This window comes from Ottowia sp. (genome assembly GCF_035325765.1).
Taxonomy (GTDB): Bacteria; Pseudomonadota; Gammaproteobacteria; order Burkholderiales; family Burkholderiaceae_C; genus Ottowia.
In genome coordinates this window covers 1-26,808 of record NZ_DAOKZG010000047.1, presented here as the reverse complement: position 1 = coordinate 26,808, position 26,808 = coordinate 1, and the positions used below count along the sequence as shown (strand labels likewise).

The window sequence follows — 26,808 nt, the reverse complement described above, 5'->3', positions numbered from 1 at the left end:
CTAACTGCCCTCGACGAACTCAAAAAATCCCTCCTGCACCAGGCCTTCACCGGCCAACTGACCGCCAAGGCCGCCGACCGGCAAGTGGCAGCCATGGCCTGAGCGTGCAGGCAGCGTGGGCGAAGCGCTGCAAAGCCGGACATGTCGCAAAGAATCAAGAAATGCGACATGTTCTCTGGACGTGTCGCCGCCGGCGACATATCATGCAGACGTGTCGCAAAAACTCAAAAAATGAACCATGTCCGCCTGGCATCCAGAGCAGCCCTTCAACGACTTGCCCCCGCTGCCACCCGCCGCAGAGGTGGAGACGCATGCGGTGCTCAAGCAATGCATCGCGGCACGCGCAGCGCTGGCCGAGCTCAAGCAGGCGGCGGCCCTGATTCCCAACCCGGCGGTGCTGATCAATACCCTGCCTCTGCTGGAAGCGCAGGCCAGTTCGGAGATTGAAAACATCGTCACCACCACGGACCGGCTGTTCCAGTACCGGCACGGGGGCGATGGCGCTGACGCAGCCACGCGCGAGGCCTTGCGCTACAGCGCGGCGCTGATGGAGGGGTTCGAGAGCCTCCAGCATCTGCCCCTGACCACCCGCACGGCAGAGCAGGTTTGCTCACGCATCAAGGGCACCGAGATGCGCGTGCGCAAGGTGGGCGGCACGGCGCTGGCGAACGAGCAGACCGGGCAGGTGATTTACACCCCGCCCGTGGGCGAGGATGTGCTGCGCGGCAAGCTGGCCAATTGGGAGCGGTACCTGCACGAGGCGCGGGACATCGACCCGCTGATCCGCATGGCGGTGGGGCATTACCAGTTTGAGGCGATTCACCCGTTTGCCGATGGCAATGGCCGCACGGGGCGGGTGCTGAACAGCCTGTTCCTGATCCAGGAGGATTTGCTGGGCCTGCCGATTCTGTATTTGAGCCGCTACATCATTGCCCACAAGGCCGACTACTACCGCCTGCTGCTGGCCGTGACGCGCGAGCAGGCGTGGCAGCCGTGGCTGTTGTTCATGCTGCGCGGCATGGAAGAAACCGCACGATGGACGGTCGCCAAGATTGCCGCCATGCGCGAGCTATCGGCGCTGACGATTGCGCACATCCGCCGTGCCGCGCCCAAAATCTACAGCCGCGAGTTGGTGGAGCTGATTTTTGCCCTGCCCTACTGCCGCATTCAAAATCTGGTGGAGCAAGGGCTGGCAGGGCGCCAGGCGGCGGCCCGGCACCTGCGGCAGCTGGTGGAGATCGGGGTGTTGCAAGAGCAGCCCGTCGGGCGCGAGAAGCTGTTCATCCACCCCAAGCTGATGCAGCTCTTGACCCGTGATGACAACACCATCACACCCTACCTTGACGCCCCATGAACGAAGCCGAAACCCGAGCCGAGCACATTGACCCGCAGCTCAGGGCTGCCGGCTGGGGCGCGGTGGAGGGCAGCCGCGTGCTGCGCGAGCACGGCATCACGCTGGGGCGATTGCAGGGCGGCGCGCGGCGTGCGCGGGCCGAGGTGGCCGACTACGTGCTGGTGTACCGCAACACGCCGCTGGCGGTGGTGGAGGCGAAAGCCTGGGACAAGCCGCACACCGAGGGCGTGGCGCAGGCCAAGGGCTACGCGGCGCGCCTGGGGCTGCGCTTTGCCTACGCCACCAACGGGCAGGCCATCTACGGCATCGACATGCAAAGCGGCGCCGAGGAGGATGTGGCGGCGTTCCCCGGCCCGGACGCGCTGTGGGCGCGCACCTTTGCCGTGGCCAACGCCTGGCGCGACCGCTTTGCCGCCGTGCCGTTCGAGGACAAGGGCGGCACCTGGCAGGGGCGCTACTACCAGGACGTCGCGATCCGGCGCGTGCTGCAGGCCATGGCCGATGGGCGCGAGCGCATCCTGCTGACGCTGGCCACCGGCACGGGCAAGACCTTCATCGCCTTCCAGATCGCGTGGAAGCTGTTTCACAGCCGCTGGAACCTGCACGACTGGAAAAGCGGCGCGGAGCCCGCGCGCCGCCCGCGCATCCTGTTCCTGGCCGACCGCAACATCCTGGCCGACCAGGCCTACAACGCCTTCTCGGCCTTTGCCGAGGATGCGCTGGTGCGCATCGCGCCCGACGAGATCCGCCGCAAGGGGCGCGTGCCCAAGAACGGCAGCATCTTCTTCACCATCTTCCAGACCTTCATGAGCGGGCCGGGGGAGACGCCGTACTTTGGCGACTACCCGCCGGATTTCTTCGACTTCATCATCGTCGATGAATGCCACCGGGGCGGTGCCAATGACGAGAGCAGCTGGCGCGCCATCCTGGAATATTTCGCCCCCGCCGTGCAACTGGGGCTGACGGCCACGCCCAGGCGCAGTGCCAACGCCGACACCTACGCCTACTTTGGCGAGCCGGTGTACGTGTACTCGCTCAAGGAAGGCATCAACGACGGTTTCCTCACGCCCTTCAAGGTGGTGCAGATTGCCACCACGCTGGACGACTACGTCTATACGCCCGATGACAAGGTGGTGGCCGGCGAGGTCGAACAGGGCAGGCGCTATGAAGAAAAGGACTTCAACCGCGCTATCGAGATCAGGGAGCGCGAGCTCTATCGCGTCAAGCTGTTCATGCAGCAGATCGACCAGCGCGAGAAAACGCTGGTGTTTTGCGCCACCCAGGACCACGCGCTGGCCGTGCGCGACCTGATCAACCAGGTCAAGACCAGCACCGACCCCGACTACTGCGTACGCGTCACCGCCAACGATGGTGCGCTCGGGGAGCAATGGCTGCGCGAGTTCCAGGACAACGAAAAGACCATCCCGACCATCCTGACCACCTCGCAAAAGCTCTCCACCGGGGTGGATGCGCGCAACGTGCGCAATATCGTGCTGATGCGGCCGGTGAACTCGATGATCGAGTTCAAGCAGATCGTCGGACGGGGCACGCGGCTGTACGACGGCAAGGACTACTTCACCCTCTACGACTTCGTGAAGGCCTACCACCACTTCAGCGACCCGGAGTGGGACGGCGAACCCATCGCCCCGGAGCCGCGCACGCCGCGACCTGCACCGCAACCCTACCCGCCGCACGAGCCTGTTCCACCGCCCATCGTCAGCGAACCCGAGCCGCGCCAACCCATGCTGGTGGTGAAGCTGGCCGACGGCAAGGCGCGGCGCATCCAGAGCATGGCGGCCACCACCTTCTGGAGCGCCGACGGCAAGCCGATGTCAGCCGCGCAGTTTCTGGAAAGCCTGTTTGGCGCGCTGCCCGAGTTCTTCAAGGACGAAGACCAGCTGCGCACCCTGTGGAGCGACCCGGCCACGCGCAAGAAACTGCTGCAGGGACTGGAGAGCAAGGGCTTCGATGCCGGGCCGCTGGCGGAGATGCAGAGGCTGATCGAGGCACAGAACAGCGACCTGTTCGATGTGCTGGCCTACGTGGCGTTTGCCAGTGCGCCGCAAACCCGTCAGGAGCGCGCACGCAGGGCGATGGAGAAGGCGCAGCAACAGTTGGGCGATCGACAGCAGGCGTTCATTGATTTCGTGCTCGCCCAGTACGTGAAGCAGGGCGTGGACGAGCTGAGTGAAGAAAAGCTCGCACCCCTGCTCAGGCTGCGGTACGGTGCCATCAACGACGCTATTGCAGACCTCGGCAGTGCCGAGCAGATACGGCAGGCGTTCGTGGGGTTCCAGCAGTACCTTTACGCACCCTGAGCCGGAGGTCGCAGTCCCCCTGCGCCTATCGGAAACGAACGGATGGGGACCCGGAAAAAACGTGACATTGCAGCCACTGTGCTGGTGCCTATCCGTGCTGGCATTCAACTGGCACTCAACCTGCAGCGCGCCGGCGCGGCCGGCTGACGGCGGCGCATCCCCGTCCGGCATCGGGCAGGGCGCGCGACCACCCCTCGCCGCGGCAATCGCCGGACCCCGACCCGACGGCTGGTGATATCCACAGCATGACTTTCGGCACTGGTGATCTCGCCTGAAGCAACTTAATGTTGCACATGAGTGTCCTGCCCGAACCCGGGCGGGCGCCTGCGGAGGAGGTCACGATGACGACAAGACGCAGCAAGAGCGCCATGGCCTGGCTGGCCACGGCCTGCCTGGCATTGGCGTTGGTGGCCTGCGGCGGCAGCGATGATCCAGCGCCCCCGCCCACCATCGGCGCCGCCGGCGGCGCAGTGACCGGGCCCGACGGCGTGAAGGTCATCGTGCCCGAAGGCACCTTCACGCAGGACACCACGGTGCGCGTGGCGCGCAACAGCAGCGACACGCCCGAGGTCGGCGGCCTGCGCCTGCTCACCCCGATCTACCAGGTGACGCCGCACGGCGGCGACTTCGAGTCGCCCGCGCGCATCCTGATTCCCTTCAACGCCGGCGACCGGCACTCGGATACCGCGCCCGTCATCATCCGCACCCAGCCCGGCGCCGACCACTGGGAGGTGCTGCCCACCGACGTCGACGGCGGCCTGGCGGCAGCCGACAGCTTCGGCTTCTCCTACTACGCCGTGGGCGAGTGCTATGTCGCAGGCGACTACAGCGTTCCCGGCTGGGACCCGATCGCCAGTTGCCCCTCGGGCCACACGCTGCAGCTGCAGCTGCGCGATGCCGGCGGCAACCCGGTGGCGATATTGCGCAGCAACCTGGGCACCCTGCACCGATGCTGACGATCACCGAGCCCACCCCGGTCGTCGTGCAACTGGACTGGCTGCGCCCGTCCGGCACCAGCCGCACCGACAGGATCGAGTTGCTCGTCACGTCCCAGAAGCCGGCCGGGCTGGTCAAGGACCTGCAGGTCAACCAGAACACGTACTCCCTCGTCGCCGGGGACATCATCGACCCGTCCGACTACACCGGCGCCCTGGCGCCCGGCGGGCAGCGCGTGACCATTGCGGCTTATGCCTCGTACGAGTTCAACGCCTTCTACCCGGCCTGTCTGTGCTTCAGGCCCACGTCATGGGTCTACAGCACCAAGCTGTTGCTCAAGGCCGTCAACCCCGGCACGGCACCCACCATCGGCCAGCAGCCGGCGAACCAGTCAGTGCTGGCAGGCACAAGCGCGAGCTTCAGCGTGACGGCCGGCGGCAGCGGGCTGCGCTACCAGTGGCAGCGGGCAGCACCGGGGTCGTCCACCTTCGTGGACCTGACGGGCGAGCGCGCGGCCAGCCTCGTCACGCCCGCGACCACTGCGGCCGACAACGGCGCGCGCTACCGCGTGCGCGTGTGCGCGGCGGGCGCCTCCAGCCCCTGCGTGGAGAGCAACCTTGCGCTGCTGACCGTCTACACCGCGCCCGTGGCGCCGAGCTTCACGCTGCAGCCGGTGTCCACCTCCATCGTGGCGGGTCAGACGGCCTCGTTCGACGTGACGGTCGCCGGCCAGCCCGCACCCGCCGTGCAGTGGTACCGCGTCGGCAACCCGGGCGACATGGCGGTGGGAACGCCATGCCCTCCCGGCGCAGCGGGAGCAACCGAGTGCCACTACACGACGGCGGCACTGCAGCTCGCGGATTCCGGCGCCCGGTTCTATGCTCGGGCGACCAACGCGGCGGGGCAGTCCGACAGCAACTCCGCGACGGTCACGGTCCAGCCCCAGGCGGTGGCGCCCGGCATCGTCCACCAACCCGCCGACCAGAGCGTGCCCGCGGGCAGCAGCGCCAGTTTCACGGTCGAGGCCTCGGGCACGGCCCCGCTCTCCTACCAGTGGTATCGCGACGGCCAGCCGATTTCAGGGGCCAATGGCGCGACGCTCACGTTCCCCAACGTGGGGGATACGGACAACGGGGCCACGTTCCACGTCGTCGTGAGCAACGACTCCGGCAGCGTCACCAGCAATCCCGCCAGATTGACCGTGACGGCCCCGGTCTGTATCGGGCCGACGCAGATCGACGCACGCACGGGTTCGGCGAGCTTCTATGCCCCGGTGGTCATCGATGCGTCGGGCCGCGCGATGGCGGTGTGGTCCGAATGGGAAGACACCCCGAACGGGGGTTGGTACATGTTCGCCAGCCGCTTCACGCCCGGTACTGGCTGGAGCGCAGCCGCACGGGTCGCGCCGCTCAACGAGGCGGGAGATCTCGCATCGGTGCCGGTGCGGCTCGACGCAGCCGGCAACGTCTGGGCCGCGTGGCACCACGCGCTGGGCGGCGTCAGCATCGCACGCTACGACCAGGCGAGCGGCGACTGGGCCGTGTCGTCGGAGCTGTCTGGAAACAACAAGTCAGGTGGCGAAGACCTCGCACTGGCACCCAACGGAGAAGCGATGGTGGTCTGGAGCACCGGCGGTCAAACGGAAACCGTCTACGCCAAGCGCTTTGCGGGTGGCGCGTGGTCCTCGTCCGCAACGCAAGTCAGCACGGTGAGCCCCGCGCGCAATCCCAGGGTCGCGATGGATGCCAGCGGCAATGCCATGGCCGTCTGGCGTCAACCGCCCGACGGCGACAACCATCTTTACGCGAGCCGCTACGCCCGCGACACGAACACCTGGAGCGTGCCCGTGAAAATCGAGAACGAAGCGGGAGGCGCCTCCGACGACTACCAACTGGCGATGAACAGCGCCGGCCAGGCCGCTGTCGTCTGGTCGGGCGCACCTGCTCCCAATCCGGTCTACATCGCCCGCTACGAACCGGGCAGCGGGTGGCTCGGCACCGAGACACTCGATGCGGACCCGAATCGCATCTTTTCGCTCTCCAGCACGCCCCAGGTCGCGATCACCGACGACGGTGTCACGGTGGCGATCTGGAGTCATTACACCGAAGATCGCGATCGCATTTACGCCAGGACGCATGCAGCAGGCGGATGGTCCGGCCCCCCGACTGTCCTGAGCAGCGCAAACCAGACTGGCCACTGGGAGTATCCCTACCTCGCCATGAGCCCCAGCGGCACCGCGATTGTGGTGTCGCAGCAATCGGAGCCTGACCAATTCGGCGTCTACATCAACCGCTTCACCCCACCGAACCAGTGGCAGGTGGCGGAGCACGTCACGAGCTTTGACACGCAGACCCACAACGCCTACGGCACGCGCGTGGCGGTCAACACCAATGGTGCTTTCGCGGCGACATGGGGGCAGGATGGCAACGGAACCTGGGCGATACAGTGTCCGTGACGCCGCGGATCACCGGAGTGAAGCAGCGCGCCAGGTCCATCCACGCACGACACGGCGCGCACAGCCTGCAGCAGCCGGCGGTCGAACTGAACCATCCCAAGGGCATGGTGGACGAGCCCAGCCTGCCTTGGCTCCCAATGGCAGCGCCCTCGTCGCGTCGAGCCAGCAGGAGGGCCTCAGCACCCTCGACGCCATCCACGTCAACAAGATGGCGGCAGACGGGAGCTGGTCCGGGCAGGAGCAGGTCATCCGAGATTCGGGCGGCGTTCAGGTCAGCGCCGCACTGGCCGCACTGCGCACCACCGACAGATTCGCGCTGACCTGGTTGCGGGGGAGGGACCCGGTGGAGGCGGTCGACTGCCACTGACTCGCGCCCCGATGCAAGAACCAGCGCCGGCCGGCGCTGGGGCCCACACGCTGTCATCCACCGCGGCGTCTACATCCAGGTCGCCCGCGAAGCGGGTCTACGACCGCGTCCTGCGGTAGCGCGCGGCCGCCACCCATCAATTGTCTCGAATTCGGAAACAATGTTTTTTGCCAGGACGGGTTTTTCCAACCGCGCCGAAACCCGATACTTCATTCCATCGCAGGCCACGAACAACCCCGGCGGCCAGCGACAAAAAACCGGGCAGACCCGCCCTTCATTGAAACTTTCGCCCACAAGGAGAAACACCATGACCAAGTTCAACGCTTCCATCGCCGCCCTCGGCGCCGCCCTGCTGCTCTCCGGCAACGCCTTTGCCGCCACCGTGATGCCCGCTTCGGGCGAAGGCCCCTTCTTCAACGACCAGCCGGTCGTGAGCAGCTCGCTGCAGCGCGCCGAAGTGCGGGCCGACGCCACCCGTCACCTGCCGGCCAGCGACGAGTTCAGCAACCACGCCGAGGTCAAGCAGGCCGCCAGCGCCGTCACCCGCGCCGAAGTGCGCCAGGACACGCGTGACGCGATCGCCCACGGCTTCCGCGTGGCCAGCGGCGAGAACGCCTGATCGATCGACACGCGCGAGGGCATGACGCCCACGCGCCCCGGGACACCCCGGCTGCAAGCCTGCAGCCGGGGTGTTCTGCATTCAGGGACTGGCGGTGGATTGCCGCTCGTGCCAAGCCCCGTGACGATGGCTCGGGCCGGCTCGCACGGCTTCGCTTCCAAAATGACTAATGACTCGTCTGGTCATCTGTCATGCCGGCGTCAGCCGGCGTCATTTCGTCATACGTCCGAAAGCGACTCGGCATCAACCGGCGTTCTGCACCATGGTGCGCGGCAGCCACAGCGCCAGATCGGGCCACCACAGGATCAGCGCCAGCACCACCAACATCAGCGCCACATAGGGCAGCGCGCCGCGGATGATGGGCGCCAGCGTGCTGCCGGTGATGGCCTTGATGGTGAACAGGTTCATGCCCACCGGCGGGGTGATCAGCGCCACCTCGAGGTTGATGACCAGCAGCACGCCATACCAGATCGGATCGATGTCCAGGTGGTGCAGCGCCGGCAGGATGATGGGCGTGGTGACCAGGATGATGGAGATGGTCTCGAGGAACATGCCCAGCAGCAGGATCAGCAGCATCATGATGACGATGAAGCCGAGCGCACCCAGGTTGACGCTGGTGAGCGACTCGACAATCTGCTGCGGAATGCGCAGCTTGGTCAGCACGTGGCTGAACACCGTCGCGCCCGCCAGGATCATGTAGAGCATCGACGACAGGCGACAGGCGTCCAGCGCGCTGGTCCAGATCTCGCGCCAGCCCACCGTGCGGTAGATCACCACCGTCACCAGCAGCGCCATCCAGGTGCCCACCGCGGCCGCCTCGGTGGCGGTGAACACGCCCAGGTACATGCCCAGCAGCACGCAGACCGGCAGCGCCAGCGACCAGCCCGCCTTGCGCAGGGCCAGCCACTTCTCGCGCGCGCTGGCCGGCGCGTCCCGCCGGGCCTGCTGGGTGCCGGTGGCCGAGCGCAGTACTGCCCAGGCCATGAACACCGCCGACATGATCAGGCCGGGCACGATGCCGGCGATGAACAGCTTGCCGATCGAGCTGTCGGTGATGACGCCGTACAGGATCATCGGCCCCGAAGGCGGGATCAGGATGCCCAGCGTGCCGCCGGCCGCCACCACGCCGTAGGCCACGCGCCTGTCGTAGCCGTAGCGCAGCATCTGCGGAATGGCGACCGCGCCGATGGTGAGCGCGGTCGCCACGCTGGAGCCGGAGATGGCGGCGAACACGGTGCACGCCAGGATGGTGGCGACCGCCAGCCCGCCGGGCCAGTGGCGGGTGAAGGTGTAGGCGGCGTCGTAGAGGTCGTCGACCACCTTGCCGCGGATCATCAGGTAGGCCATGAACGCGAACAGCGGGATCGCCACCAGCAGGTATTCGTTCAGCTCGCCGAAGATGATGCCGGCCACCGAGCCCAGGGTGCCCTGCACTGCCAGCAGCAGGCCGCCGCCATAGAGCGCCAGGCCGGCAAAGATGGGCAGGCCGGTCAGCAGCAGCAACAGCAGCGTGACCAGGATCAGGGCGATGGTCATGCGCCCTCCCCTCCGGCGCCGTGCGCTGCCTCGCCATCCGGCACGGCCAGGCCCGCCAGCTGGCGCCACAGGCGCTCGAGCGCGACCAGCGCCAGCAGCGTGCCGCCCAGCGGCAGGAACAGCTGCAGCACCCAGATCGGCAGCTCCAGGTTGCCCTGGGTGAGCGCGCCGATCATGCGCGACAGCGCCATCGCCTGCCAGCCGTTGATCACCAGCAGCACGGCCACCAGCAACACCGTGAAGTTCGCCCACATGCCGGCCCAGCGCGCCGGGCGCGGGCCCAGGGCGTTGGTCAGCACGTCGACGCCGATGTGCTCGCCGCGGCGCAGCACCTCGGGCGCGGCCAGCATCACCAGCGCCGTCAGCGTGCCGGCGACGATCTCGTCACCGCCGGGCAGCGCACGCGAAAACACGTAGCGCAGCACGACGCCGATGCCGATCAACACCAAGTCGGTGATCACCAGCAGCGCCGCCAGGGCCAGCGCCGCGCGGCACAGCCACGCCACGACGGTGGAATACGCGCGCAGCAGGCCGTGCCCGGGTGGAGGCACGCCCGGCGTGCCGGTCTGCACGGTCACGAGCCGACGCCGCGCCTACATGCCCGCGACGGCGTCGAGCAGTTGCTGGCCGAGCGGGCCGGCCGAGTCGAGGAACGCCTTGCGCACCGCGGGCTGCATCACCTGCTTGAGCGCGTCCATCTGCGCCGGGGTGAGCGCCACCGCCTGCATGCCCTTGTCGTTCAGCACCCTGATGTCCTCGGGGTTCACCTCGGCGTGCGTGATGACGGACGACTGCACGGCCTTGTCGGCCGCCTGCTGGATGGCGGCGCGCAGGTCGGCCGGCAGGCTGTCCCACCAGGCGGGGTTGACCACCAGGTTGTCGAACACCAGGAACATGGCGGCCGCGGCGCCGTATTTCTGCACCTCGTAGAACTTGCGCGAGTTGGCGGCCTGCACGCCGGTGAGCGCGGCGTCGATGATGCCGGTCTGCAGCGACTGGTAGGTTTCCGAGCCGGGCATCGCCACCGGGATCGCCCCCATCGCCACCAGGCCGGCGTCGAACAGCTTGTTCAGGCCGCGGATCTTGACGCCCTTGAACTTGTCGGGCGCATCCAGCAGGTGGTTGGACGACGTGAAGATCAGGTCGTTGGTGTCGACGATCCAGCCGATGTTGCGCACGCCCTTCTTCAGCATCTCGGCGTCCAGCAGGCGCGCCGCCTCGGACTTGATGAAGGTGCGCTGCGCCTGGGGCGAACTGACCAGGAACGGGATCTGCGTCACGGCCATGCCGGGCAGCGCGTTGCCCCACTGGATCGACAGGATCAGCGCGCCCTCGACCTGGCCGCTGGCCACCGCGGCGTTGTGCTGCTGCGGCTTGAACAGCTGCGCGGCGCCGAACAGCTGCACCTCGACCTTGCCATGGGTGGCCGCCGCCACGTCGCTGGCGAATTGCTGCAGGCGCTGGGCGCTGTGGTGCGAGGGGGGAAACTGGTGGCTGATGCGCAGGGTGTAGTCGGCCGCGTGCGCCGCCCCCAGGCCCAGCGTGGCCGCCGCGAGCGCGGCCAGGAATTTCTTCAAGATCGACATGGCTCCTCCGTTGAAATGCCTTCAAGTGCCCGGCACAGGCCCGCCATCATGCAACCACGTGGCGCGCGCGTAAATCCTGGATTTGCCCGGGGTCCAGCCCCAGGCCGGCCAGCAGGGCGTCGGTGTGCTGGCCCAGCGCCGGCGGCTGCGCGCCCGCGCCCAGCCGCTGCTCGCCCAGCGTGAAGGGCAGCAGCACCGACGGCACCTGCTCGCCAGCACGCGCGCCGTCGGTGAGCCGCAGGTCGGTAAGCGCGCCGGTCGCCTTCAGGTGCGGGTCGTCGTAGAGCTGCTCGGGCTTGCGGATGGGCGCGAACGGCAGCCCGGCCCGCTCGAACAAGGCCGCCAGCTCGGCGGCATCGCGCCCGGCCAGGCGTTCGCGCAGCAACGGAATCAGGGTCGCGCGCTCGCGCACCCGCGCGTTGTTGTCGACATAGCGCGGATCGTCCCGCAGGTCCGCGAAGCCGAGCACGTCGCAGAAGCTGCGCCACTGCGCGTCGCTCACGGCCGCCAGGAAGATCTGCTCGCCCCCCGCCACCGTGAACACGTCGTACACGGCCCAGGGCGAAATGCGCTCGGGCATGGGCGCGGCGGCGCGCCCGGTGATGGCGTACTGCAGCATATGCTGGCCCACCAGGAACACGTTGTTCTCGAACAGCGCACTGCGCACCAGCTGGCCGCGCCCGGTGATGCCGCGCTGCACCAGCGCACCGAGCGTGCCGATGGCGCCGAACATGCCGCCCATGATGTCGTTCACGCTGCTGCCCACGCGCAGCGGATCACCCGGCCGGCCGGTCATGTAGGCCAGGCCGCCCATCATCTGCACCACCTCGTCCAGCGCCGTGCGATGCTCGTAGGGCCCCGGCAGGAAGCCCTTGCAGCTCACGTAGATCAAGCGCGGATGGCGTGCCGACAGGCTGCCCCAGTCGAGGCCGTATTTCTCCATCGCCCCGGGCTTGAAGTTCTCGACCACCACGTCGGCGCGCTCGGCCATCCGGCGCGCGAGGGCGGCGCCATCCGGCGCGTGCAGATTGATGGCGATGCTCTTCTTGCCGCGGTTGAACATCGGGAAGAAGCCCGTGCCAGCGCCCAGCAGGGTGCGCGTGCGGTCGCCGCCGGCGGGTTCGACCTTAATCACCTCGGCGCCGAGGTCGGCCAGGATCATGCCGCAGGTGGGCCCCATCACCATGTGCGTGAACTCGACCACGCGCAGCCCGGCCAGCGGGAGCGCGGCGGGCTCGGCGGCCGTCAAGCCGGCACCTCCGGCTGCGGCGCCAGCGTGCGCGGCAGGCCGGCGCGCCAGAGCGCGCCGTGCAGCGGCTCGTCCGGCAGCCAGCGCACCAGCTGCGCGCGCAGGGCCAGCAGCGCCGGCAGGTCGAGCCCGGTGTCGATGCCCATGCTGCGCAGCAGCCAGGCCAGGTCTTCGGTGGCGACGTTGCCGCTGGCGCCGGGCGCGTGCGGGCAGCCGCCGATGCCGCCGAGGCTGGCGTCGAAGCGCGCCACCCCCTCCTGCAGCGCGGCAAAGACGTTGGCCAGGCCCAGGCCGCGCGTGTCATGGAAATGCGCCGCCCACAGCCGGTCGCCCGCCAGCTCGCGCACCTGCGCGAACAGGCGCCGCACGGCGAGCGGGTCGGCATAGCCGACTGTGTCGGCCAGGCTGATGCGATCCACCCCGACGTCGAGCAAGGCCTGCACCAGCCGCAGCACCTCGGCCGGCGCGACGGCGCCCTGCAGCGTGCAACCGAAGGCCGTCGAGATGCCGCCCTCCAGCAGCGTCGTGCTGCCGCTGGCGTCGCGCAGCGCGCGCATGCGTCCGATCTCGGCCACCACCGCGTCCGGCGTCTTGCGCAGGTTGGCCTGGCTGTGCGCGGCGCTGGCCGACAGCGGCACGATCATGGCGTGCGCGCCGCTGGCCAGTGCCGCCTCGGCACCGCGCAGATTGGGCACCAGCACCGACACGCACAGGTCCGGCAGGGTGCGGGCAAAGGCCACCAGTTCGGCCGTGTCGGCCAGCTGCGGCAGGTAGCGCGCTGGCACGAAGGAGCCGACCTCGACCTCGCGCAGGCCGACGGCATGCGCGGCGCGCAGCCAGCTGCGTTTGTCGGCGGTGGGCAGGGTGCGCGCGATCGACTGCAGGCCGTCGCGCAAGCCCACCTCCCGGACCACCACGCGCCCAGGCAGCTTGCTCTCGGAATCCATGTGCTTCGGCTCGGTCACGGTACCAGTCTAAACATCTGTGACCCAACCCCACACGCGCTGTGGGCCAATCGGGCCGCGGACAAGCCCCGCGTCGGGCCGACGCGCCCGTACCCCACCCTCACCGTGCGATGGGTCGTGCAAGATTGCACGAAGCCTCCGGCCTTGAACGCCGGGGCCCAGGCTCAGCCCGGATCGCTCGGCCCGCGCGGCACGTCCTCCGCCTCGGCGTCCAGCACCATCGCCACGCTGCCCAGCTCGGAGGTCTGGTCCTCGCCGCCGTGCGACTCGGTCCAGCTCGGCGGCACCTGCGACGGCGATCCCGGCGGATCAGGATAGGCCTTGGCCTGCTCGGGCACCAGCCGGCTCACCGGCTCCGGGACGGGCGCACGCCGGCGCGACAGTTCCTCGGCGATCTGCACCGCCGATGCCGGGCGGCCCGCAATGGTGGGACGGATGCCGGGGCTGGCCGCCAGTTCCTCGGCGGTGGGCGGCCGCGGCGCGAAGCTGTGGGCGTCGGCCAGCGGCCAATAGAGGCGATAGACGTTGTGCTGGCGATCCAGGTCGTCCAGGAGGGCGCCAAAGCGCATGGTCGGCATCATGGCCGACAGCAGGCGCACGCGCGTGGCGTCGACGCGTCGCACGATGTGGTGGGTGTAGAGCTGGTCCGGGTGCGTCAGGCCGGCCGCCTGCAGCAGCTCCTTGAGCGCGTGCAGGGTGTTGGCGTGATACTGCGCCACGCGCGGGGCCTTGTCCGCCACCACCAGCGCGCGCTGGCGCACCGGGTCCTGCGTCGTGATGCCGGTGGGGCAGTAGCCGGTGTGGCAGACCTGGGCCTGGATGCAGCCCAGCGCCATCATGAAGCCGCGCCCCGAGTTGCACCAGTCGGCGCCCAGGGCGAACATGCGCGCCAGGTCGAAGGAGTTGATCACCTTGCCGGCCGCGCCGATCTTGATCCGATGGCGCAGGTTGACGCCGATCAGCGTGTTGCTGACCAGGTTCAGCCCTTCCTGCACCGGCGAGCCCATGTGGTCGGCGAACTCGATCGGCGCCGCGCCGGTGCCGCCCTCGGCGCCGTCGACCACGATGTAGTCGGGCGTGATGTCGGTCTCGAGCATCGCCTTGACAATGGCGAACCATTCCCAGATGTGGCCGATGCACAGCTTGAAGCCGACCGGCTTGCCGCCCGAGAGCTCGCGCAGCTGGACGATGAAGTGCATCAGCTCGACCGGCGTCGAGAACGCGCTGTGCGCCGACGGCGAGACGCAGTCCTGGCCCACCGGGATGCCGCGCGCCTCGGCGATCTCGGGCGTCACCTTGGCGCCCGGCAGCATGCCGCCATGGCCGGGCTTGGCCCCCTGGCTGATCTTGATCTCGATCATCTTGACCTGGGGATCGACGGCCTGCCGGGCAAAGCGCTCGGGGCTGAAGCTGCCGTCGTCGTTGCGGCAGCCGAAGTAGCCCGAGCCGATCTCCCAGATCAGGTCGCCGCCGTGCTTGCGGTGGTAGCGGCTGATCCCGCCCTCGCCCGTGTCGTGCGCGAAGCCGTCCATCTTGGCGCCCAGGTTGAGCGCCATGATGGCGTGGGCCCCCAGCGCGCCAAAGCTCATCGCCGAGATGTTGAACACGCTGGCGTTGTAGGGCTGGGTGCAGGGCGAAACGCCCTCGCGCGGCACACCCGGCTGGCCACCGATCCAGATGCGGAAATCGTGCGACTCGATGTGGGTGGTCTGCAGCGAATGGTTGATCCACTCGTAGCCGTTGGCGCCCACGTCCAGCTTGGTGCCGAACGGGCGCACGTCGGGCACGCCCTTGGAGCGCTGATAGACCACGCTGCGCTGGGCGCGCGTGAACGGCTCGCCGGGCTCGATATCGCCCTCGATGAAGTACTGGCGAATCTCGGGCCGGATGAACTCCAGCGCGTAGCGCACGTGACCCAGGATCGGGTAGTTGCGCAGCACCGCGTGGCGCGTCTGGTTGAGGTCGTAGACCCCGATCAGCAGCAGCGCCGCGAACAGCAGGAACACGGCCGTCCCGCCCCAGCCACGCCCGAACACGGCCATCCAGGCCAGGCTCAGCAGCAAGCCCAGGAGGCAGATCGCCAGCGTGCTGAAGCGGATGGTTTGGTTGAAGGACTCACGCATTCGCATCGTGGGACTCCACTGGGGACGGCCTGTCGGCGCAGCGCGCCACGCGCCGGCACCTAGCCATTGCAGCATCTTAGCGCCCTCTGCTCGCAAATGGCTCACCCGACCGTCAATCCCACGCCGCGCCAGACGGTGTCCGCAAGCACCGCCGCGGCCACTGCACCGTGCCATCCTGGCCATTGCGCCCGGCATCCCGCAGCCATCGGCGCTTGCAGCTTGCCGCCGCACGGAGTAAAAGGCGAGGTTCCCGGGTCAAAGCACCCGTTTGCGAAAGAAGCCTGCCATGAAGATGTTCACCCTTGGCCTGACCCTGCTCGCTGCCTGCACCTGTCTCGCTGCGCAAGCCCAGCCGCGCGGCGGCGCGGCGACCGCGCGCGGCATTGCGCCGGCCACCTTTGCCGACTACGACCGCGATGGCAATGGGACGATCAGCGAGGCCGAATTCAACGCCGTGCGCGCCGAACGCCGCGCCGCCAACCAGGTCGGGCAGGCAAGCCGGCGTGCCGCCATGTCCCTGACCTTCCAGCAGATGGATCGCGACGGTGACGGACAGATCACGCGCGAGGAGTTCGACGCGGCGCACGCGACGCGCCCGGCACCGCGCCGCGGTGCCATTGGCCCGGGTGCGAACCGGGCGCCCCGCGCCGGCATGGGAGCTGGCATGGGCGCGGGTGCGCCCGGAGCCGGCATGGACCGCCCGGCATTTGCCGACTTCGACCTCAATGGCGACGGTGTCATCACCGAACCCGAGTTCCACGCCGCGCGCAGTGGCCGCATCAGCGGACGCCTGCAGGAAGGCCGGCCGATGCGCAACCTGGAAAACGCGGGATCGTTCGCGGACATGGACGCGAACAAGGACGGCAAGGTCAGTCGGTCCGAGTTCGATGCCTACCAGGCGTCGCGTGCCCGCGCGCCCGCCCGCTGAGCCACCTGCCCCACCCCAGAGGGCGGCCCCGCCCCACCTCTGGCATCCCGCCGCTTCGTCACCGTGGGGCGCCACGACGCGCCATCGCATTTCGTCCGTACTCCCGGCCGCCGTCGCACGCGCGGGGCTCCTCACGCGCGGGGCTCCTTGCAGGTACAAACGCCACGCAGCAGAATCCGTCAGCCGGCGGCGCCTGTCCGCAAGACGGGGGCAGGTTCACCCGTCCCATGACCCTGCCGCTGGACTGAACTCCAGCGTTAGCACTCTATCGAAGAGAGTGCTAAAATACTTGAGCAGAAGGAAAGGACATTGACCATGACCCATAAGGAACAGCGCACTTCCACGACCAGCGTGGCCCTGGCCAATCCTTGGGCGATGGTGCCGCCGCTCGGCAACCTGGACGCCTACATCACGGCCGTCAATCGCCTGCCCATGCTGACGCAGGAAGAAGAACAGCGCAACGCGCGCGAGCTGCGCGACGAAGGCAGCCTGGACGCTGCAAGCCGCCTGGTGTTGTCGCACCTGCGGCTGGTGGTGTCGGTGTCGCGCCAGTACCTGGGCTACGGGTTGCCGCACGCGGACCTGATCCAGGAAGGCAACGTGGGCCTGATGAAGGCGGTCAAGCGCTTCGATCCCGACCAGGGCGTGCGCCTGGTGAGCTACGCGCTGCACTGGATCAAGGCCGAGATCCACGAATACATCCTGAAGAACTGGCGCCTGGTCAAGGTCGCGACCACCAAGGCGCAGCGCAAGCTGTTCTTCAACCTGCGCTCGATGAAGCGCGATTTCAAGACCGAGGACGCTGCGGAGGACATCACCCATCGCGATGCGCTGACCGAGGAGCAGGTCGAGACCGTGGCGCGCGAGCTCAACGTCAAGCCGCACGAGGTGCGCGAGATGGAGACGCGCCTGGCCGGGGGTGACGTGCTGCTCGATCCGACGCCGGTGGACGGCGACGACGGGCAGGCCTTTGGTCCGATCGCCTACCTGTCGGACGAGCGCGACGAGCCGACCGCGATGCTGGAATCGACGGAGCGCGACGTGCTGGCCACCGAAGGCATTGCCAGCGCCCTGCGGACGCTGGACGAGCGCAGCCGCCGCATCGTCACCGAGCGCTGGCTGAACGTGAACGACGATGGCAGCGGCGCCATGACGCTGCACGAACTGGCCGCGGAATACGGCGTCAGCGCCGAGCGTATCCGCCAGATCGAGGCGGCGGCCATGAAGAAGATGAAGGCCGCCCTGGTCGAATACGCCTGATCGGCGCAGCGCCGATCCCACCACCCCGCCTGCGCGCGGGGTTCTTGCTGCCTGGCCCGAAGCACAGAGGCGCGGCCGTCCGATGGTCCGGGCCCGGACCGATGTTCAAACCCGGGCAACGCCGGAGACTGCTCCAGGCAGGGACGCGCAGCGCGCGCCCAGCCTGCCCAGCGCTGCCCCGGATCCGGCAGTTTGATGCGCCCGTCAGCCTGGAGAGGCAGTTGGACGCGTCCGCCAGTGCCGCATTCGGCGCGGCAGGCGAGGGTGAGCGCCGCGGCTCCACAGGCGCCTGCGCGCCTTTGGACGGCGCGAACGGCCCTGGCCTCTGGCCGGGGCGCGCCCTGCAAGGGAGAGGACGCGGCAGGCTCGTGCCTGCAAGGACGATCAACGACTCATGGCACGGTGAGAGTGGTGCTGGCGGGCGAGTAGCGTGCTCACCCACGGGGTGAACGGGAGAGAAGCCACCAACGTCCATGGCCATGCGGGTTTGAAAAACTTTGCGAGCGGTCAACTGCCGTTTCCAGGTTGAGTGCTGCTGTGGGGCGCGTCAGGCAAGGGTAGGTGCCGCGGCCCCAAAGCCGCCCGCGCGCCCCTGGACGGCGCGAACGGGTGCGGCCTCTGGCCGCACTGCTGTGCGCGAGACGGAGCAACGCCGCATGGCGCGGTCGCGGCGGCGCTGGCGGACACATGGCGCGCTCATCCAGCGCCGGTGAGCATCGCCAGGGGCGAGAAGCTCAATGTCCATGCGGAGTCCTGGACGTTTGCAAGCGGTCGACTGCCGGATCCGGGTTCAGGGTCCAGCACGCCTGCGTGGCGCGCGCCGTTGCGACGCCAGCAGGGCGAGCGCCACCCCGCCGGTGATGCCCACGGTGGCGATCACCAGCCGCGGTGTGAGTGCCTCGCCGATGAACACGATGCCGCCCGCGGCCGCGAGGGCCGGCACCGTGAGTTGCACCAGGGCCGCCTGCGCACGCGACAGGCCAGGCAGGGCGCTGTACCAGACGATGTAGCCCAGCCCGGACGCCAGCGCCCCGGATGCCAGCGCCAGGATCACGCCTTGCAGCCCCGGCGGGGCGCGCCACGCGCCGAACCCGATGAGCAAGACGCCCACGGGCGCGCAGCGCAGGAAATTGCCCGCTGAATCCGACAGCGGCGCGCGCGAACCGCGCCCGATCAGGCTGTACGCGCCCCAGGCGGCGCCCGCCACCGCCATCAGGGCCGCGCCGGCCAGGGGCGGCGCCACCAGGCCAGGCGAGACCAGGTAGACCAGCGCGGCAAGGGCGACGCCGATACCCAGCCACTCGAGCCGCGCCGGGCGGTCGCCGCGCAGCACGGCCCAGGCCAGCATGCTGAACTGCACGCTGGCAAACAGGATCAACGCCCCCGGGCCGGTGGCCACCATCCCATAGGCGATCGAGAAGCTGACGGCATACAGCAGCAGGGACAGCGCCCCGGCCCGGCTGCCGCCCAGCCAGGCCTGCGGCAGGCCGGACGCGCGTCCCGCGCCGGCGCGACGCGCCCGCCACAGGGCAATCGCGGCGAGCACGCAGGCGCCCGCACCGAGCCGGATGCCGCTGTAGGCCAGCGGATCGATGTGGCCGCCGCCCAGCGCCAGCCGCGCCAGCACCGAGTTGGCGGCAAAGGCCAGCATCGAGATGGTGGTCAGGGCGGCGAGGCGCACCTTCGACGCTCCTGCACCCGCGGCGGGTGAAGCCCGGATGCGGGCGCTACAGCCCGCGCGACCGCGCGCGCTTCATGCCGCTTCGTGTTCCAGAAGACGACGCCGGCCGCCGTCGGCATGACGAATGACTGCTGGGTCATCGAAGCACAGCAAAGTCATTGCTCATCTGTCATCGTGAAAGCGAATTCGCATCAGTCGCTCCACCGCGCTTCGCGCCGCCCGCGGCGCAGGTCACGCCAGCGGCCGGCTGCGATCGCGGCCTCCCTGGCCCCAGGCTGCGCCCCGACACCACGCCCTCCACGCCGCGCTGCCCCCGCAAGAGGCCTTCGCCCCTTCGGGCGGCTGAGCGGTGCTCGAGGGGGGAGACGCGACATCGCACAGGGAGTGAAGCCAGGGGTCCGATCTCAGGCGCCGTTCAGGAGCTGGCGCAGGTCGTCCGCCACGTCCTTGGGCGGCATGCCGTAGCGCATGAACAGGCGCAGCCGCCCCTGTGGATCGTAGGCGTAGCTGGCGGCCGAATGGTCCATCGAATAGCTGCCCGGCACCTGGCCGTCGACGCGCTTGTAGTAGATCTTGAAGTCCCGGGCCAGGGTCTCGAGCTTCTCGGGCGAATCGGTGTACAGGGCGAGAAAGCTCGGATCGAAGGCGCCCATGTAGGCCTTCAGCACCTCGGGCGTGTCGCGCGCGGGGTCGACGCTGATGAACAGCACCTGCAGCCGCGCGCCGTCTTCGCCCAGCAGCTGCTTGACCTGGGCCAGTTCGGCCATCGTGGTCGGGCAGACGTCGGGGCAATGCGTGTAGCCGAAGAAGACCACCACAGCCTTGCCCTTGAAGTCCTGCAGCGTGCGCGGCTGGCCATTGAAGTCGACCAGCGAGAAGTCGCCGGCGTAATCGACGCCGGAGATGTCCACGCTGTGGAACCGCGCCTTCTTCTCGGCCGAGCAGGCGGCCAGGCCGGCGGCCAGCAGGGCGCCGGCCGCGATGTGCCCGAGCGTGCGACGACGGGACTGCAACATACGCTTCATCTCGATTTCCCAGGATGCGCTGCGTCGCCCGCAACGCACGAAACGGCGCGGCTCCGAGGGCCGCGGAGCAGGCCACGGGCGGGCGCCCATGGCCGGGATGTCCCTGTCCGAAGACCCAGCGACACAGGGGATTTCACCTCAAGTAGTGGTCGATCAGCAGCGCCGCGAACAGCAGCGACAGGTGCAGGATCGAGTAACGGAAGGTCTTGCGCGCGAGCGGGTCCGAATAGTGGCGCCACAGCCTGAACGCGTAGCCGATGAAGCCGGCGTTCAGCAGCACCGCCGCCACCAGGTAGAACCAGCCGCTCATGCCGTACACGAAGGGCAGCAGGCAGGCCGCCAGCAGGATGAAGGTGTAGAGCAGCACCTGCAGGCGCGTGAATGCGTTGCCGTGCGTCACCGGCAGCATGGGCAGGCCGCTCTTGCGGTAGTCCTCGACGCGGTACAGGGCCAGCGCCCAGAAATGCGGCGGCGTCCAGATGAAGATGATGAGGAACAGGATCAGCGCCTCGGGCCCGACCTCGCCGCGCATGGCAGCCCAGCCCAGCACCGGCGGCATGGCGCCCGAGGCACCACCGATCACGATGTTCTGCGGCGTCAGCGGCTTCAGGATGACGGTGTAGACAATGGCGTAGCCGACGAAGGTGGCGAAGGTGAGCCACATCGTCAGCGGGTTGATCCAGACCAGCAGGATCACCGAGCCCAGGATGCACAGCGCGGAGGAGAACAGCAGCGCCTGCAGGTCCGACAGCTGGCCGCGCGCCGTCGGTCGCCAGGCCGTGCGCTTCATGTGCACGTCGATGGTCTTCTCGATCAGGCAGTTGAACGCCGCCGCCGCCGCCGCCACCAGCCAGATGCCCAGGCTGGCCACGCCGATGCGCAGCAGCTCGGCCAGCGTCGGCACGCCGGGCACCGCCAGCACGGCGCCGATCAGGGCGCAGAACACGATCAGCTGCACCACGCGCGGCTTGGTCAGTTCGTAATACTGGCGCCACACCGGCAGGGCCGGACGGCTGGCCGCCACCCCCACCGGGTTGACGGATGCTTCGGTCTGCGCGTTCACTGCACCATCCTCCCTGCGGCGCGCGATGGGACATGCGCCGCGGGTCTGCCCGCACGCGCTCGGTCAGGGGCGTCCTGCGTGCCCGCACGGCTGGCGCACAAGGCCCAGGTCAGCACCGACATCATCGCCGCGGCGCCACCCGTGTGCAGCACGGCCGCCACCAGCGGCCAGTCCAGCACCACGTTGGACAGCCCCGTCAGCAGCTGCAGCGCCGCCAGCGCCAGCAGCCAGCGGCGCTGGGCCGCGAGCTGGCCAGCGCGGTGCAGCCAGGCCACCAGCGCCAGCAGCACGGCCAGCACGAGGTAGGCAAACAGTCGGTGCGTGTAGTGGATCGCCGTCAACGCGCCGAAGTCCAGCAGGCTGCCGTCGCCGAGCTGGCCCAGCGGCCGCCACAGCTCGAAGCCCTGGGCAAAATCCATCGGCGGCCACCAGCTGCCCTGGCACATGGGGAAGGTGTTGCACGCCAGCACGGCATAGTTGGTGCTGACCCAGCCGCCCAGCGCGATTTGCAGCAGCACCAGCGCACTCGCCATCCACAGCAGCGTGCGCGTGCGCTGGCTCACCGCTTCGACCCGGCTGTCGCCGGCCGCCTGGCGGTAACGCTCGGCCTGCACCACCAGCAGCACCAGCAGGCCGACACCCCCCAGCAGATGCGCGGTGACGATGGCCGGAAACAGCTTCATGGTCACGGTGAGCGCGCCGAACGCTCCCTGCGCACAGACCCAGAGCAGGGTGGCCAGCGGCCAGCCCGGGCCGACCACCGGCTCAGCGCGCGCCGCCGCACCGGCGCGCCGGTGGCGGCGCCACTGCAGCCAGGTCACGATGGTCAGCAGCACGATCAGCACGCCCACGCCGGTGGCCAGGTAGCGGTGCACCATCTCGACCCAGGCCTTGCCATGCGTGACCGGGCCGCTCGGCAGCGCCGCCTGCTCCGCACTGATCTGCGCGTGCGCGCCGACCGGACTGACGTGGCCGTAGCAGCCGGGCCAGTCGGGGCAGCCCAGGCCCGAGTCGGTCAGGCGCGTGAAGGCCCCGAACAGCACCAGGTCGAAGGTCAGGAACAGCGTCAGCAGCGTCAGCGCGCCGAGCCGGTGCGCGGTCGAGGAGCCGCGATGGCGCAGCCAGAGCCACGCCAGCGGCCCCAGCGCCACCACCACGCCCATGCCCATCAGCCGCAGCGCCGGGCTCAGGTTGTAGAGGGCCACGCTGTCCATCAACGGTCTCCCTGCGGCTCGCGACCCGGGTTGTCCCAGGCGGACGCGGCCCGCAGCAGCCGATCCAGGTCGCGCTTGGCCCGGGCCGCGGCCGCGGTGTCCATGCGGGCCGGGAAGCGCATCATCCAGTGACCCATGGGGTCGACCACGTACAGGTGCTCGGACAGCGCGTGGCCCGGCGCCGGGGCGAGCCAGGCCGCCAGCGTGGCCTGCGGCACGCGCAGCACCGTGGCGCCCTGCAGGGCGGGCTCGAGCGCCGCGCGCACCGGCACGGCGTCATCGACCAGCCAGATCCGGTCCAGGCGCTCGCGCTCGCGTCCCATGGCTTCGCGCAACTGGCGCTGGTAGTAGAGGTTGCTCTCGCAGGCGGCGTCGCAGGCGCCGCCCGCCACGCTGACCAGCAGCCACTGGCCCCGCAGGCTGGTGAGCGGCACGGCCTGGCCCTGCAGGTCCTGGGCCATCACCTCGGGCAGCGGGCGCTGCGGCTGGATCAGGGTGCCGAAGTTCTGCCGCCCCTCGGGCCGCACCACGTAGTAGGTGTAGTAGGACGCCACCACCGGCGCCAGGCACACCAGGGCCAGCAGCAGCATCTGCCAGCGGCCGCGCCGGGTGCGGCGGGCGTCCGCCGCTGCCACGGCCTCCGGTGCGGGCAGGGCATGCACCGTCAGGCTCAGCGGCGCATCGGGCGCCGGGGAGGATTCAGCGCGCGGCGCGGCCATGTCGGGATGAACGGAGAGGTCGGACAACTTGGAACCAGAAAAAAAGACCAGCAATCAATGCGCACAGGCTGAACCATTGGACCGCGTAACCATAATTGGTTTCAACGCCGCTGCCGGGCTCGGGCCAGTCGCGCTCGAGGCCGTGCGATGCGGCACCGAGCTCCTGCACCACCAGCGGCGCCAGCGCCAGCCCGGTTTCCCGACCATACGCCTGCAAGTCGAGATTCTGCCGGATCGGGCCCGCCGACTCCTGGCCCAGGGCAAAGGTGGGCGGTGGACGCGCGATCAGGCGGCCCGCCACCGCGACCTCGTCCACGGGCGTCTCGACCGCGGGCAGCACGCCGCGGTCGCGCGCGTCGTGCGGGGCCCAGCCGCGCTGCACCAGCACCACCGTCCCGCCGGGGCGCAGGCGCAGCGGCGTCAGCACGTAGAAGCCGCTGCGGTGGCGCATCATGCGATTGTCCAGGTACACCGTCTGCGCCGGCAGCCAGCTGCCTTGCAGCCGCACGCGGCGCTGCACGATGGCGTCGGCCGCGCCGCTGGCCAGCTCGGCCGTGAGCGCGGCGCCATCCAGGGGCGGCAAGCGGTCGCGCGCGGCCACCGTCGCCTGCCAGGCCAGCTTTTCATCGGCGCGCGTCAGCTGCCACCAGCCCAGGCGCGCGGTCAGCACGATCCCGGCCAGCGCCGCGGCAATCAGGACCAGGCGGCGCCAGCTCATGGCGCATGCCCCGGCGCGCCGTGCCGCGCGCCGGGGCCCAGGGAACGACCCGGCACGCTGATCATGCCTGGGGCCGCGGGCGGATAATGACGGACATGAAGCAATGGCTGGTCGCGCTCGCATTCGTCGGCATCCTCGCGAGCCTGGCGTCGGCGCTGGTGTTCATGATGCGCAGCAGCGACGAAGAAGGACAGGAGGACAGCGACCGCCGGCGGGCCGACCGCATGTTCCGCTCGCTGGCGCTGCGCGTGGGCCTGTCGGTGCTGCTGTTCCTGTGCATCCTGCTGGCCTGGAAGCTCGGCTGGATCCAGCCCACCGGACTGGGCGCCGAAATGTAGGCGCGGCGCGGTGCGCGGGCGCCACCGGCCTGCCCTGCCAGCAAAAAGAGCGCCGGGCGGCGCTCTTGGCGGGACATGCGGGCGAGCGACCGCGGCGTGCTCACAACCAGTAGACCAGCACGTACAGGCCGAGCCACACCACGTCCACGAAGTGCCAGTACCAGGCCGCGCCCTCGAAGCCGAAGTGGCGCTGCGCGGTGAAATGGCCGCTCATCAGGCGCAGCGTGATGAACAGCAGCATCAGCATGCCCACCAGCACGTGGAAGCCGTGGAAGCCCGTCAGCATGAAGAAGGTGGTGCCGTAGACACCCGAGCCCAGCGTCAGGTTGAGCTCGGAATAGGCGTGCGCGTATTCGTAGCCCTGCACGCACAGGAAGGTGACGCCCAGCAGAACCGTGAGCCACATGAAGCCGATGCAGCGCGCGCGGTGGCCAGCCTGCAGCGCGTGGTGCGCGATGGTGAGGGTCACGCCCGAGGACAGCAGCAGCGCGGTGTTGATGGTCGGCAGCCAGAACGGCCCCATGGTCTGGAACGGCTCGATGGTGCCGGCCGGCGAGGCCGTGTTGCCTGCCGCCACGCTGGGCCATACGGCCTTGAAATCGGGCCACAGGAGGGCGTTTTCCAGGTCGCCCAGCTCGGGCACCGAGTGCGCGCGCGCCCACCACAGCGCCGTGAAGAAGGCGCCGAAGAACATGACCTCCGAGAAGATGAACCAGCTCATGCTCCAGCGGTAGGAGACGTCGACCTTGCGCCCGTACAGTCCGCCCTCGCTTTCGCGCGTGGTGTCCCGGAACCAGGCGAACAGCACGCTCAGCCACCACAGCAGCCCGAACAGCAGGATCCAGCGACCGACGCTGATCTGGTTGATCCACAGCGAGGCGCCCAGGATCATCATCGCCAGGCCAAAGGCCGTCATGATCGGATGCCGCGATGGCTGCGGCACGAAGTAGTACGGCGCCTGGCTGTGCGCGGTGGTGCTCATGTCAACATCACTCCTGTTTCTGATCTCGTTGTGTTCCGTCTCGCCACATCGGGTGCGCCCAGGGCGCCACGATGCCTCGCTCCATGCCGAATGTTCAAGGGCTGCCCGCCATCCAGTGCGCCGCGGCAACCAGCAGCGCCACCAGCACGATCAGCCCGACCAGTGCCGCCGCCACCACGTGCAGCGGATTGACGCGACCCAGGTCGCTCTGGTGGGCGCTCGCCTTGCGCACGCCGAACAGCCCCCACGCGATCGTGCGCGCCAGCCCGAGCCACGAGGCAGGCGGCCGCGCCTCGGCCGACACGGCGCCAGGGCCTGGCTTCGGGCCGCTCATGCACCACCCTCCGGCACGCCGCCCCGCGGCGCCGCCGCGCTCTTGCCGCCGACCTCGAAGAAGGTGTAGGACAGCGTGATCGTCGTCACGTCCTTCGACAGGCGCGGGTCGATCACGAAGGTCACCGGCCAGTCGCGCTTCTCGCCGGGATCGAGCGTGTACTGGTTGAAGCAGAAGCACTCCAGCTTGTTGAAGTGCGGCGCCGCCTGGCGCGGCGCGTAGCTGGGGATGGCCTGGGCCGTCATGCGCCGGTCCTGCGCGTTCTGGAACTCGTACATCACGGTGGCGAGTTCGCCCGGGTGCACCTGGATCGAGGTCTGCGCCGGCTTGAAGCGCCAGGGGCCACGCGCGTTGGCGTCGAACTGCACCGTGATGGTGCGGCTCTGGTCGACCTGGGTGTTCTTCGCCAGGTTCTGCGCGGCGCTGCCCGCCAGGCCGTTGCCCGGCACCTCGCGCTCGGAGCGCGACAGGATGTTGATGCCGGTGACCTCGCAGATCGCCCGGTACACCGGGATCAGGGTGTAGCCGAAGGCGAACATGCCGGCCGCCACGACGACCAGCTTGCCGACCATCCTGAGGTTTTCCGAACGCAAGCCCATCGCCGACCTCGTTCTCAGCCGTGCACGAACCAGTAGCGACGCACGACGATGGCCAGGAAGAAGGCCACCGCCACCGCCGCCAGGGTCAGGCCCAGGCGCACGTTGCGCTTGCGCAGTTCCTCGTCGGGCGTCATGACCGCGGACACTCCTGCTGCCAACGACCGCTCAGCCGATCACCCGCGTGGCGGTGGCGTCGAGCTTCGGCGGTGTCTCGAAGGTGTGGAACGGCGCCGGCGAGGGCACTTCCCATTCCAGGCCCTCGGCACCGTCCCACGGACGCTGCGCCGCCTTCTCGCCCTTGCCGCGCATCATCGGCAGCACCACGGCGAGGAAGAAATACACCTGGGCCAGGCCGAAGGCGAAGGCGCCGAGCGAAGCGATCATGTTGAAGTCGGCGAACTGCATCGGGTAGTCGGCGTAGCGGCGCGGCATGCCGGCC

General features: G+C 69.2%; 25 protein-coding genes and 1 pseudogene. 9 read left to right on the top strand and 17 right to left on the bottom strand.

The genetic code is table 11. The features are described from left to right. The first annotated feature begins 238 nt into the window (after nucleotides 1–238). The 6 genes from PKA16_RS13160 (at nucleotide 239) to PKA16_RS13135 (ending at nucleotide 8,049) form a co-directional block, all read left to right on the top strand. Entirely contained in the window at nucleotides 239–1,354 is a 1,116-nt protein-coding gene (locus PKA16_RS13160; RefSeq protein ID WP_324403788.1) for a protein adenylyltransferase Fic, read from the top strand. Continuing rightward, nucleotides 1,351–3,672, top strand: a complete 2,322-nt coding sequence (locus PKA16_RS13155) for a DEAD/DEAH box helicase family protein (RefSeq protein ID WP_324403786.1) — start codon at nucleotides 1,351–1,353, stop codon at nucleotides 3,670–3,672. Before PKA16_RS13160 ends, PKA16_RS13155 begins: the two co-directional genes overlap by 4 nt. Nucleotides 3,673–4,013: 341 nt before the next feature. Next, complete coding sequence (locus tag PKA16_RS13150) at nucleotides 4,014–4,628, top strand: hypothetical protein (RefSeq protein WP_324403784.1); 615 nt, start codon at nucleotides 4,014–4,016, stop codon at nucleotides 4,626–4,628. Further along, nucleotides 4,622–7,063, top strand: a complete 2,442-nt coding sequence (locus tag PKA16_RS13145) for an immunoglobulin domain-containing protein (RefSeq protein WP_324403782.1) — start codon at nucleotides 4,622–4,624, stop codon at nucleotides 7,061–7,063. Before PKA16_RS13150 ends, PKA16_RS13145 begins: the two co-directional genes overlap by 7 nt. Nucleotides 7,064–7,190: 127 nt before the next feature. After that, on the top strand, nucleotides 7,191–7,430 hold the full coding sequence (locus PKA16_RS13140) for a hypothetical protein (protein WP_324403780.1): 240 nt from the start codon (nucleotides 7,191–7,193) through the stop codon (nucleotides 7,428–7,430). Between the two features lie 307 nt (nucleotides 7,431–7,737). Further along, on the top strand, nucleotides 7,738–8,049 hold the full coding sequence (locus tag PKA16_RS13135; RefSeq protein ID WP_324403778.1) for a hypothetical protein: 312 nt from the start codon (nucleotides 7,738–7,740) through the stop codon (nucleotides 8,047–8,049). 243 nt (nucleotides 8,050–8,292) lie between these two features. Here PKA16_RS13135 and PKA16_RS13130 read toward each other — a convergent pair whose 3' ends face one another. The 6 genes from PKA16_RS13130 to PKA16_RS13105 form a co-directional block, all read right to left on the bottom strand. Further along, complete coding sequence (locus PKA16_RS13130) at nucleotides 8,293–9,585, bottom strand: TRAP transporter large permease (RefSeq protein ID WP_324403776.1); 1,293 nt, start codon at nucleotides 9,583–9,585, stop codon at nucleotides 8,293–8,295. Then, nucleotides 9,582–10,163 carry a TRAP transporter small permease gene (locus PKA16_RS13125; RefSeq protein ID WP_324403774.1) on the bottom strand — a complete coding sequence of 194 codons (582 nt, stop codon included), beginning with the start codon at nucleotides 10,161–10,163 and terminating at the stop codon, nucleotides 9,582–9,584. Before PKA16_RS13125 ends, PKA16_RS13130 begins: the two co-directional genes overlap by 4 nt. A gap of 15 nt (nucleotides 10,164–10,178) precedes the next feature. After that, nucleotides 10,179–11,171 carry a TRAP transporter substrate-binding protein DctP gene (dctP, locus tag PKA16_RS13120; protein ID WP_324403771.1) on the bottom strand — a complete coding sequence of 331 codons (993 nt, stop codon included), beginning with the start codon at nucleotides 11,169–11,171 and terminating at the stop codon, nucleotides 10,179–10,181. Between the two features lie 46 nt (nucleotides 11,172–11,217). Then, nucleotides 11,218–12,357 carry a CaiB/BaiF CoA-transferase family protein gene (locus tag PKA16_RS13115; RefSeq protein ID WP_324403796.1) on the bottom strand — a complete coding sequence of 380 codons (1,140 nt, stop codon included), beginning with the start codon at nucleotides 12,355–12,357 and terminating at the stop codon, nucleotides 11,218–11,220. A gap of 59 nt (nucleotides 12,358–12,416) precedes the next feature. Beyond that, nucleotides 12,417–13,367 (bottom strand): hydroxymethylglutaryl-CoA lyase, encoded by a 951-nt coding sequence (locus PKA16_RS13110; protein WP_324403794.1) that lies wholly within the window; start codon nucleotides 13,365–13,367, stop codon nucleotides 12,417–12,419. Nucleotides 13,368–13,549: 182 nt separating this feature from the next. Then, on the bottom strand, nucleotides 13,550–15,508 hold the full coding sequence (locus PKA16_RS13105) for an FMN-binding glutamate synthase family protein (RefSeq protein WP_324403769.1): 1,959 nt from the start codon (nucleotides 15,506–15,508) through the stop codon (nucleotides 13,550–13,552). A 286-nt stretch (nucleotides 15,509–15,794) separates the two neighbouring features. Between PKA16_RS13105 and PKA16_RS13100 the strand changes: the two genes are divergently transcribed. Together PKA16_RS13100 and rpoH are read left to right on the top strand one after the other, a co-directional pair. Continuing rightward, the gene (locus PKA16_RS13100; protein ID WP_324403768.1) at nucleotides 15,795–16,436 is read left to right on the top strand and encodes an EF-hand domain-containing protein; all 642 of its coding nucleotides are present in this window, start codon (nucleotides 15,795–15,797) and stop codon (nucleotides 16,434–16,436) included. A 315-nt stretch (nucleotides 16,437–16,751) separates the two neighbouring features. Further along, nucleotides 16,752–17,696 carry an RNA polymerase sigma factor RpoH gene (gene rpoH, locus PKA16_RS13095; protein ID WP_324403765.1) on the top strand — a complete coding sequence of 315 codons (945 nt, stop codon included), beginning with the start codon at nucleotides 16,752–16,754 and terminating at the stop codon, nucleotides 17,694–17,696. Between the two features lie 790 nt (nucleotides 17,697–18,486). On the opposite strand, the gene PKA16_RS13090 is transcribed toward rpoH, so the two are convergent. The 6 genes from PKA16_RS13090 to PKA16_RS13065 form a co-directional block, all read right to left on the bottom strand. Beyond that, the gene (locus PKA16_RS13090; RefSeq protein ID WP_324403763.1) at nucleotides 18,487–19,377 is read right to left on the bottom strand and encodes a DMT family transporter; all 891 of its coding nucleotides are present in this window, start codon (nucleotides 19,375–19,377) and stop codon (nucleotides 18,487–18,489) included. A gap of 404 nt (nucleotides 19,378–19,781) precedes the next feature. Further along, nucleotides 19,782–20,393, bottom strand: coding sequence for an SCO family protein (locus tag PKA16_RS13085; protein ID WP_324403793.1), 612 nt, complete (start codon nucleotides 20,391–20,393; stop codon nucleotides 19,782–19,784). Nucleotides 20,394–20,535: 142 nt separating this feature from the next. Then, the gene (cyoE, locus tag PKA16_RS13080; RefSeq protein ID WP_324403791.1) at nucleotides 20,536–21,432 is read right to left on the bottom strand and encodes a heme o synthase; all 897 of its coding nucleotides are present in this window, start codon (nucleotides 21,430–21,432) and stop codon (nucleotides 20,536–20,538) included. A gap of 29 nt (nucleotides 21,433–21,461) precedes the next feature. Next, nucleotides 21,462–22,679: a COX15/CtaA family protein gene (locus tag PKA16_RS13075; protein ID WP_324403761.1), complete on the bottom strand. Its 1,218-nt coding sequence runs from the start codon at nucleotides 22,677–22,679 to the stop codon at nucleotides 21,462–21,464. Further along, complete coding sequence (locus tag PKA16_RS13070) at nucleotides 22,679–23,398, bottom strand: hypothetical protein (protein WP_324403759.1); 720 nt, start codon at nucleotides 23,396–23,398, stop codon at nucleotides 22,679–22,681. The genes PKA16_RS13075 and PKA16_RS13070 overlap by 1 nt, the downstream gene beginning before the upstream one ends. Further along, on the bottom strand, nucleotides 23,379–24,116 hold the full coding sequence (locus tag PKA16_RS13065; protein WP_324403757.1) for an SURF1 family protein: 738 nt from the start codon (nucleotides 24,114–24,116) through the stop codon (nucleotides 23,379–23,381). Before PKA16_RS13065 ends, PKA16_RS13070 begins: the two co-directional genes overlap by 20 nt. Before the next feature lie 95 nt (nucleotides 24,117–24,211). Here PKA16_RS13065 and PKA16_RS13060 point away from each other — a divergent pair, with 95 nt between their 5' ends. Further along, a complete protein-coding gene (locus PKA16_RS13060; RefSeq protein WP_324403755.1) occupies nucleotides 24,212–24,454 on the top strand; it encodes a twin transmembrane helix small protein in 243 nt (80 codons plus the stop codon). Nucleotides 24,455–24,554: 100 nt separating this feature from the next. On the opposite strand, the gene PKA16_RS13055 is transcribed toward PKA16_RS13060, so the two are convergent. The 5 genes and pseudogenes from PKA16_RS13055 to PKA16_RS13035 form a co-directional block, all read right to left on the bottom strand. Then, on the bottom strand, nucleotides 24,555–25,436 hold the full coding sequence (locus PKA16_RS13055; RefSeq protein ID WP_324403753.1) for a cytochrome c oxidase subunit 3: 882 nt from the start codon (nucleotides 25,434–25,436) through the stop codon (nucleotides 24,555–24,557). A 94-nt stretch (nucleotides 25,437–25,530) separates the two neighbouring features. Then, nucleotides 25,531–25,770 carry a DUF2970 domain-containing protein gene (locus tag PKA16_RS13050; protein ID WP_324403752.1) on the bottom strand — a complete coding sequence of 80 codons (240 nt, stop codon included), beginning with the start codon at nucleotides 25,768–25,770 and terminating at the stop codon, nucleotides 25,531–25,533. Continuing rightward, nucleotides 25,767–26,369, bottom strand: a complete 603-nt coding sequence (locus PKA16_RS13045) for a cytochrome c oxidase assembly protein (RefSeq protein ID WP_324403750.1) — start codon at nucleotides 26,367–26,369, stop codon at nucleotides 25,767–25,769. Before PKA16_RS13045 ends, PKA16_RS13050 begins: the two co-directional genes overlap by 4 nt. A 14-nt stretch (nucleotides 26,370–26,383) precedes the next feature. Next, on the bottom strand, nucleotides 26,384–26,503 hold the full coding sequence (locus PKA16_RS13040) for a cytochrome oxidase small assembly protein (protein WP_324403748.1): 120 nt from the start codon (nucleotides 26,501–26,503) through the stop codon (nucleotides 26,384–26,386). Between the two features lie 31 nt (nucleotides 26,504–26,534). After that, nucleotides 26,535–26,808 (bottom strand): annotated as a pseudogene (locus tag PKA16_RS13035) (cytochrome c oxidase subunit I); the annotation flags it as partial.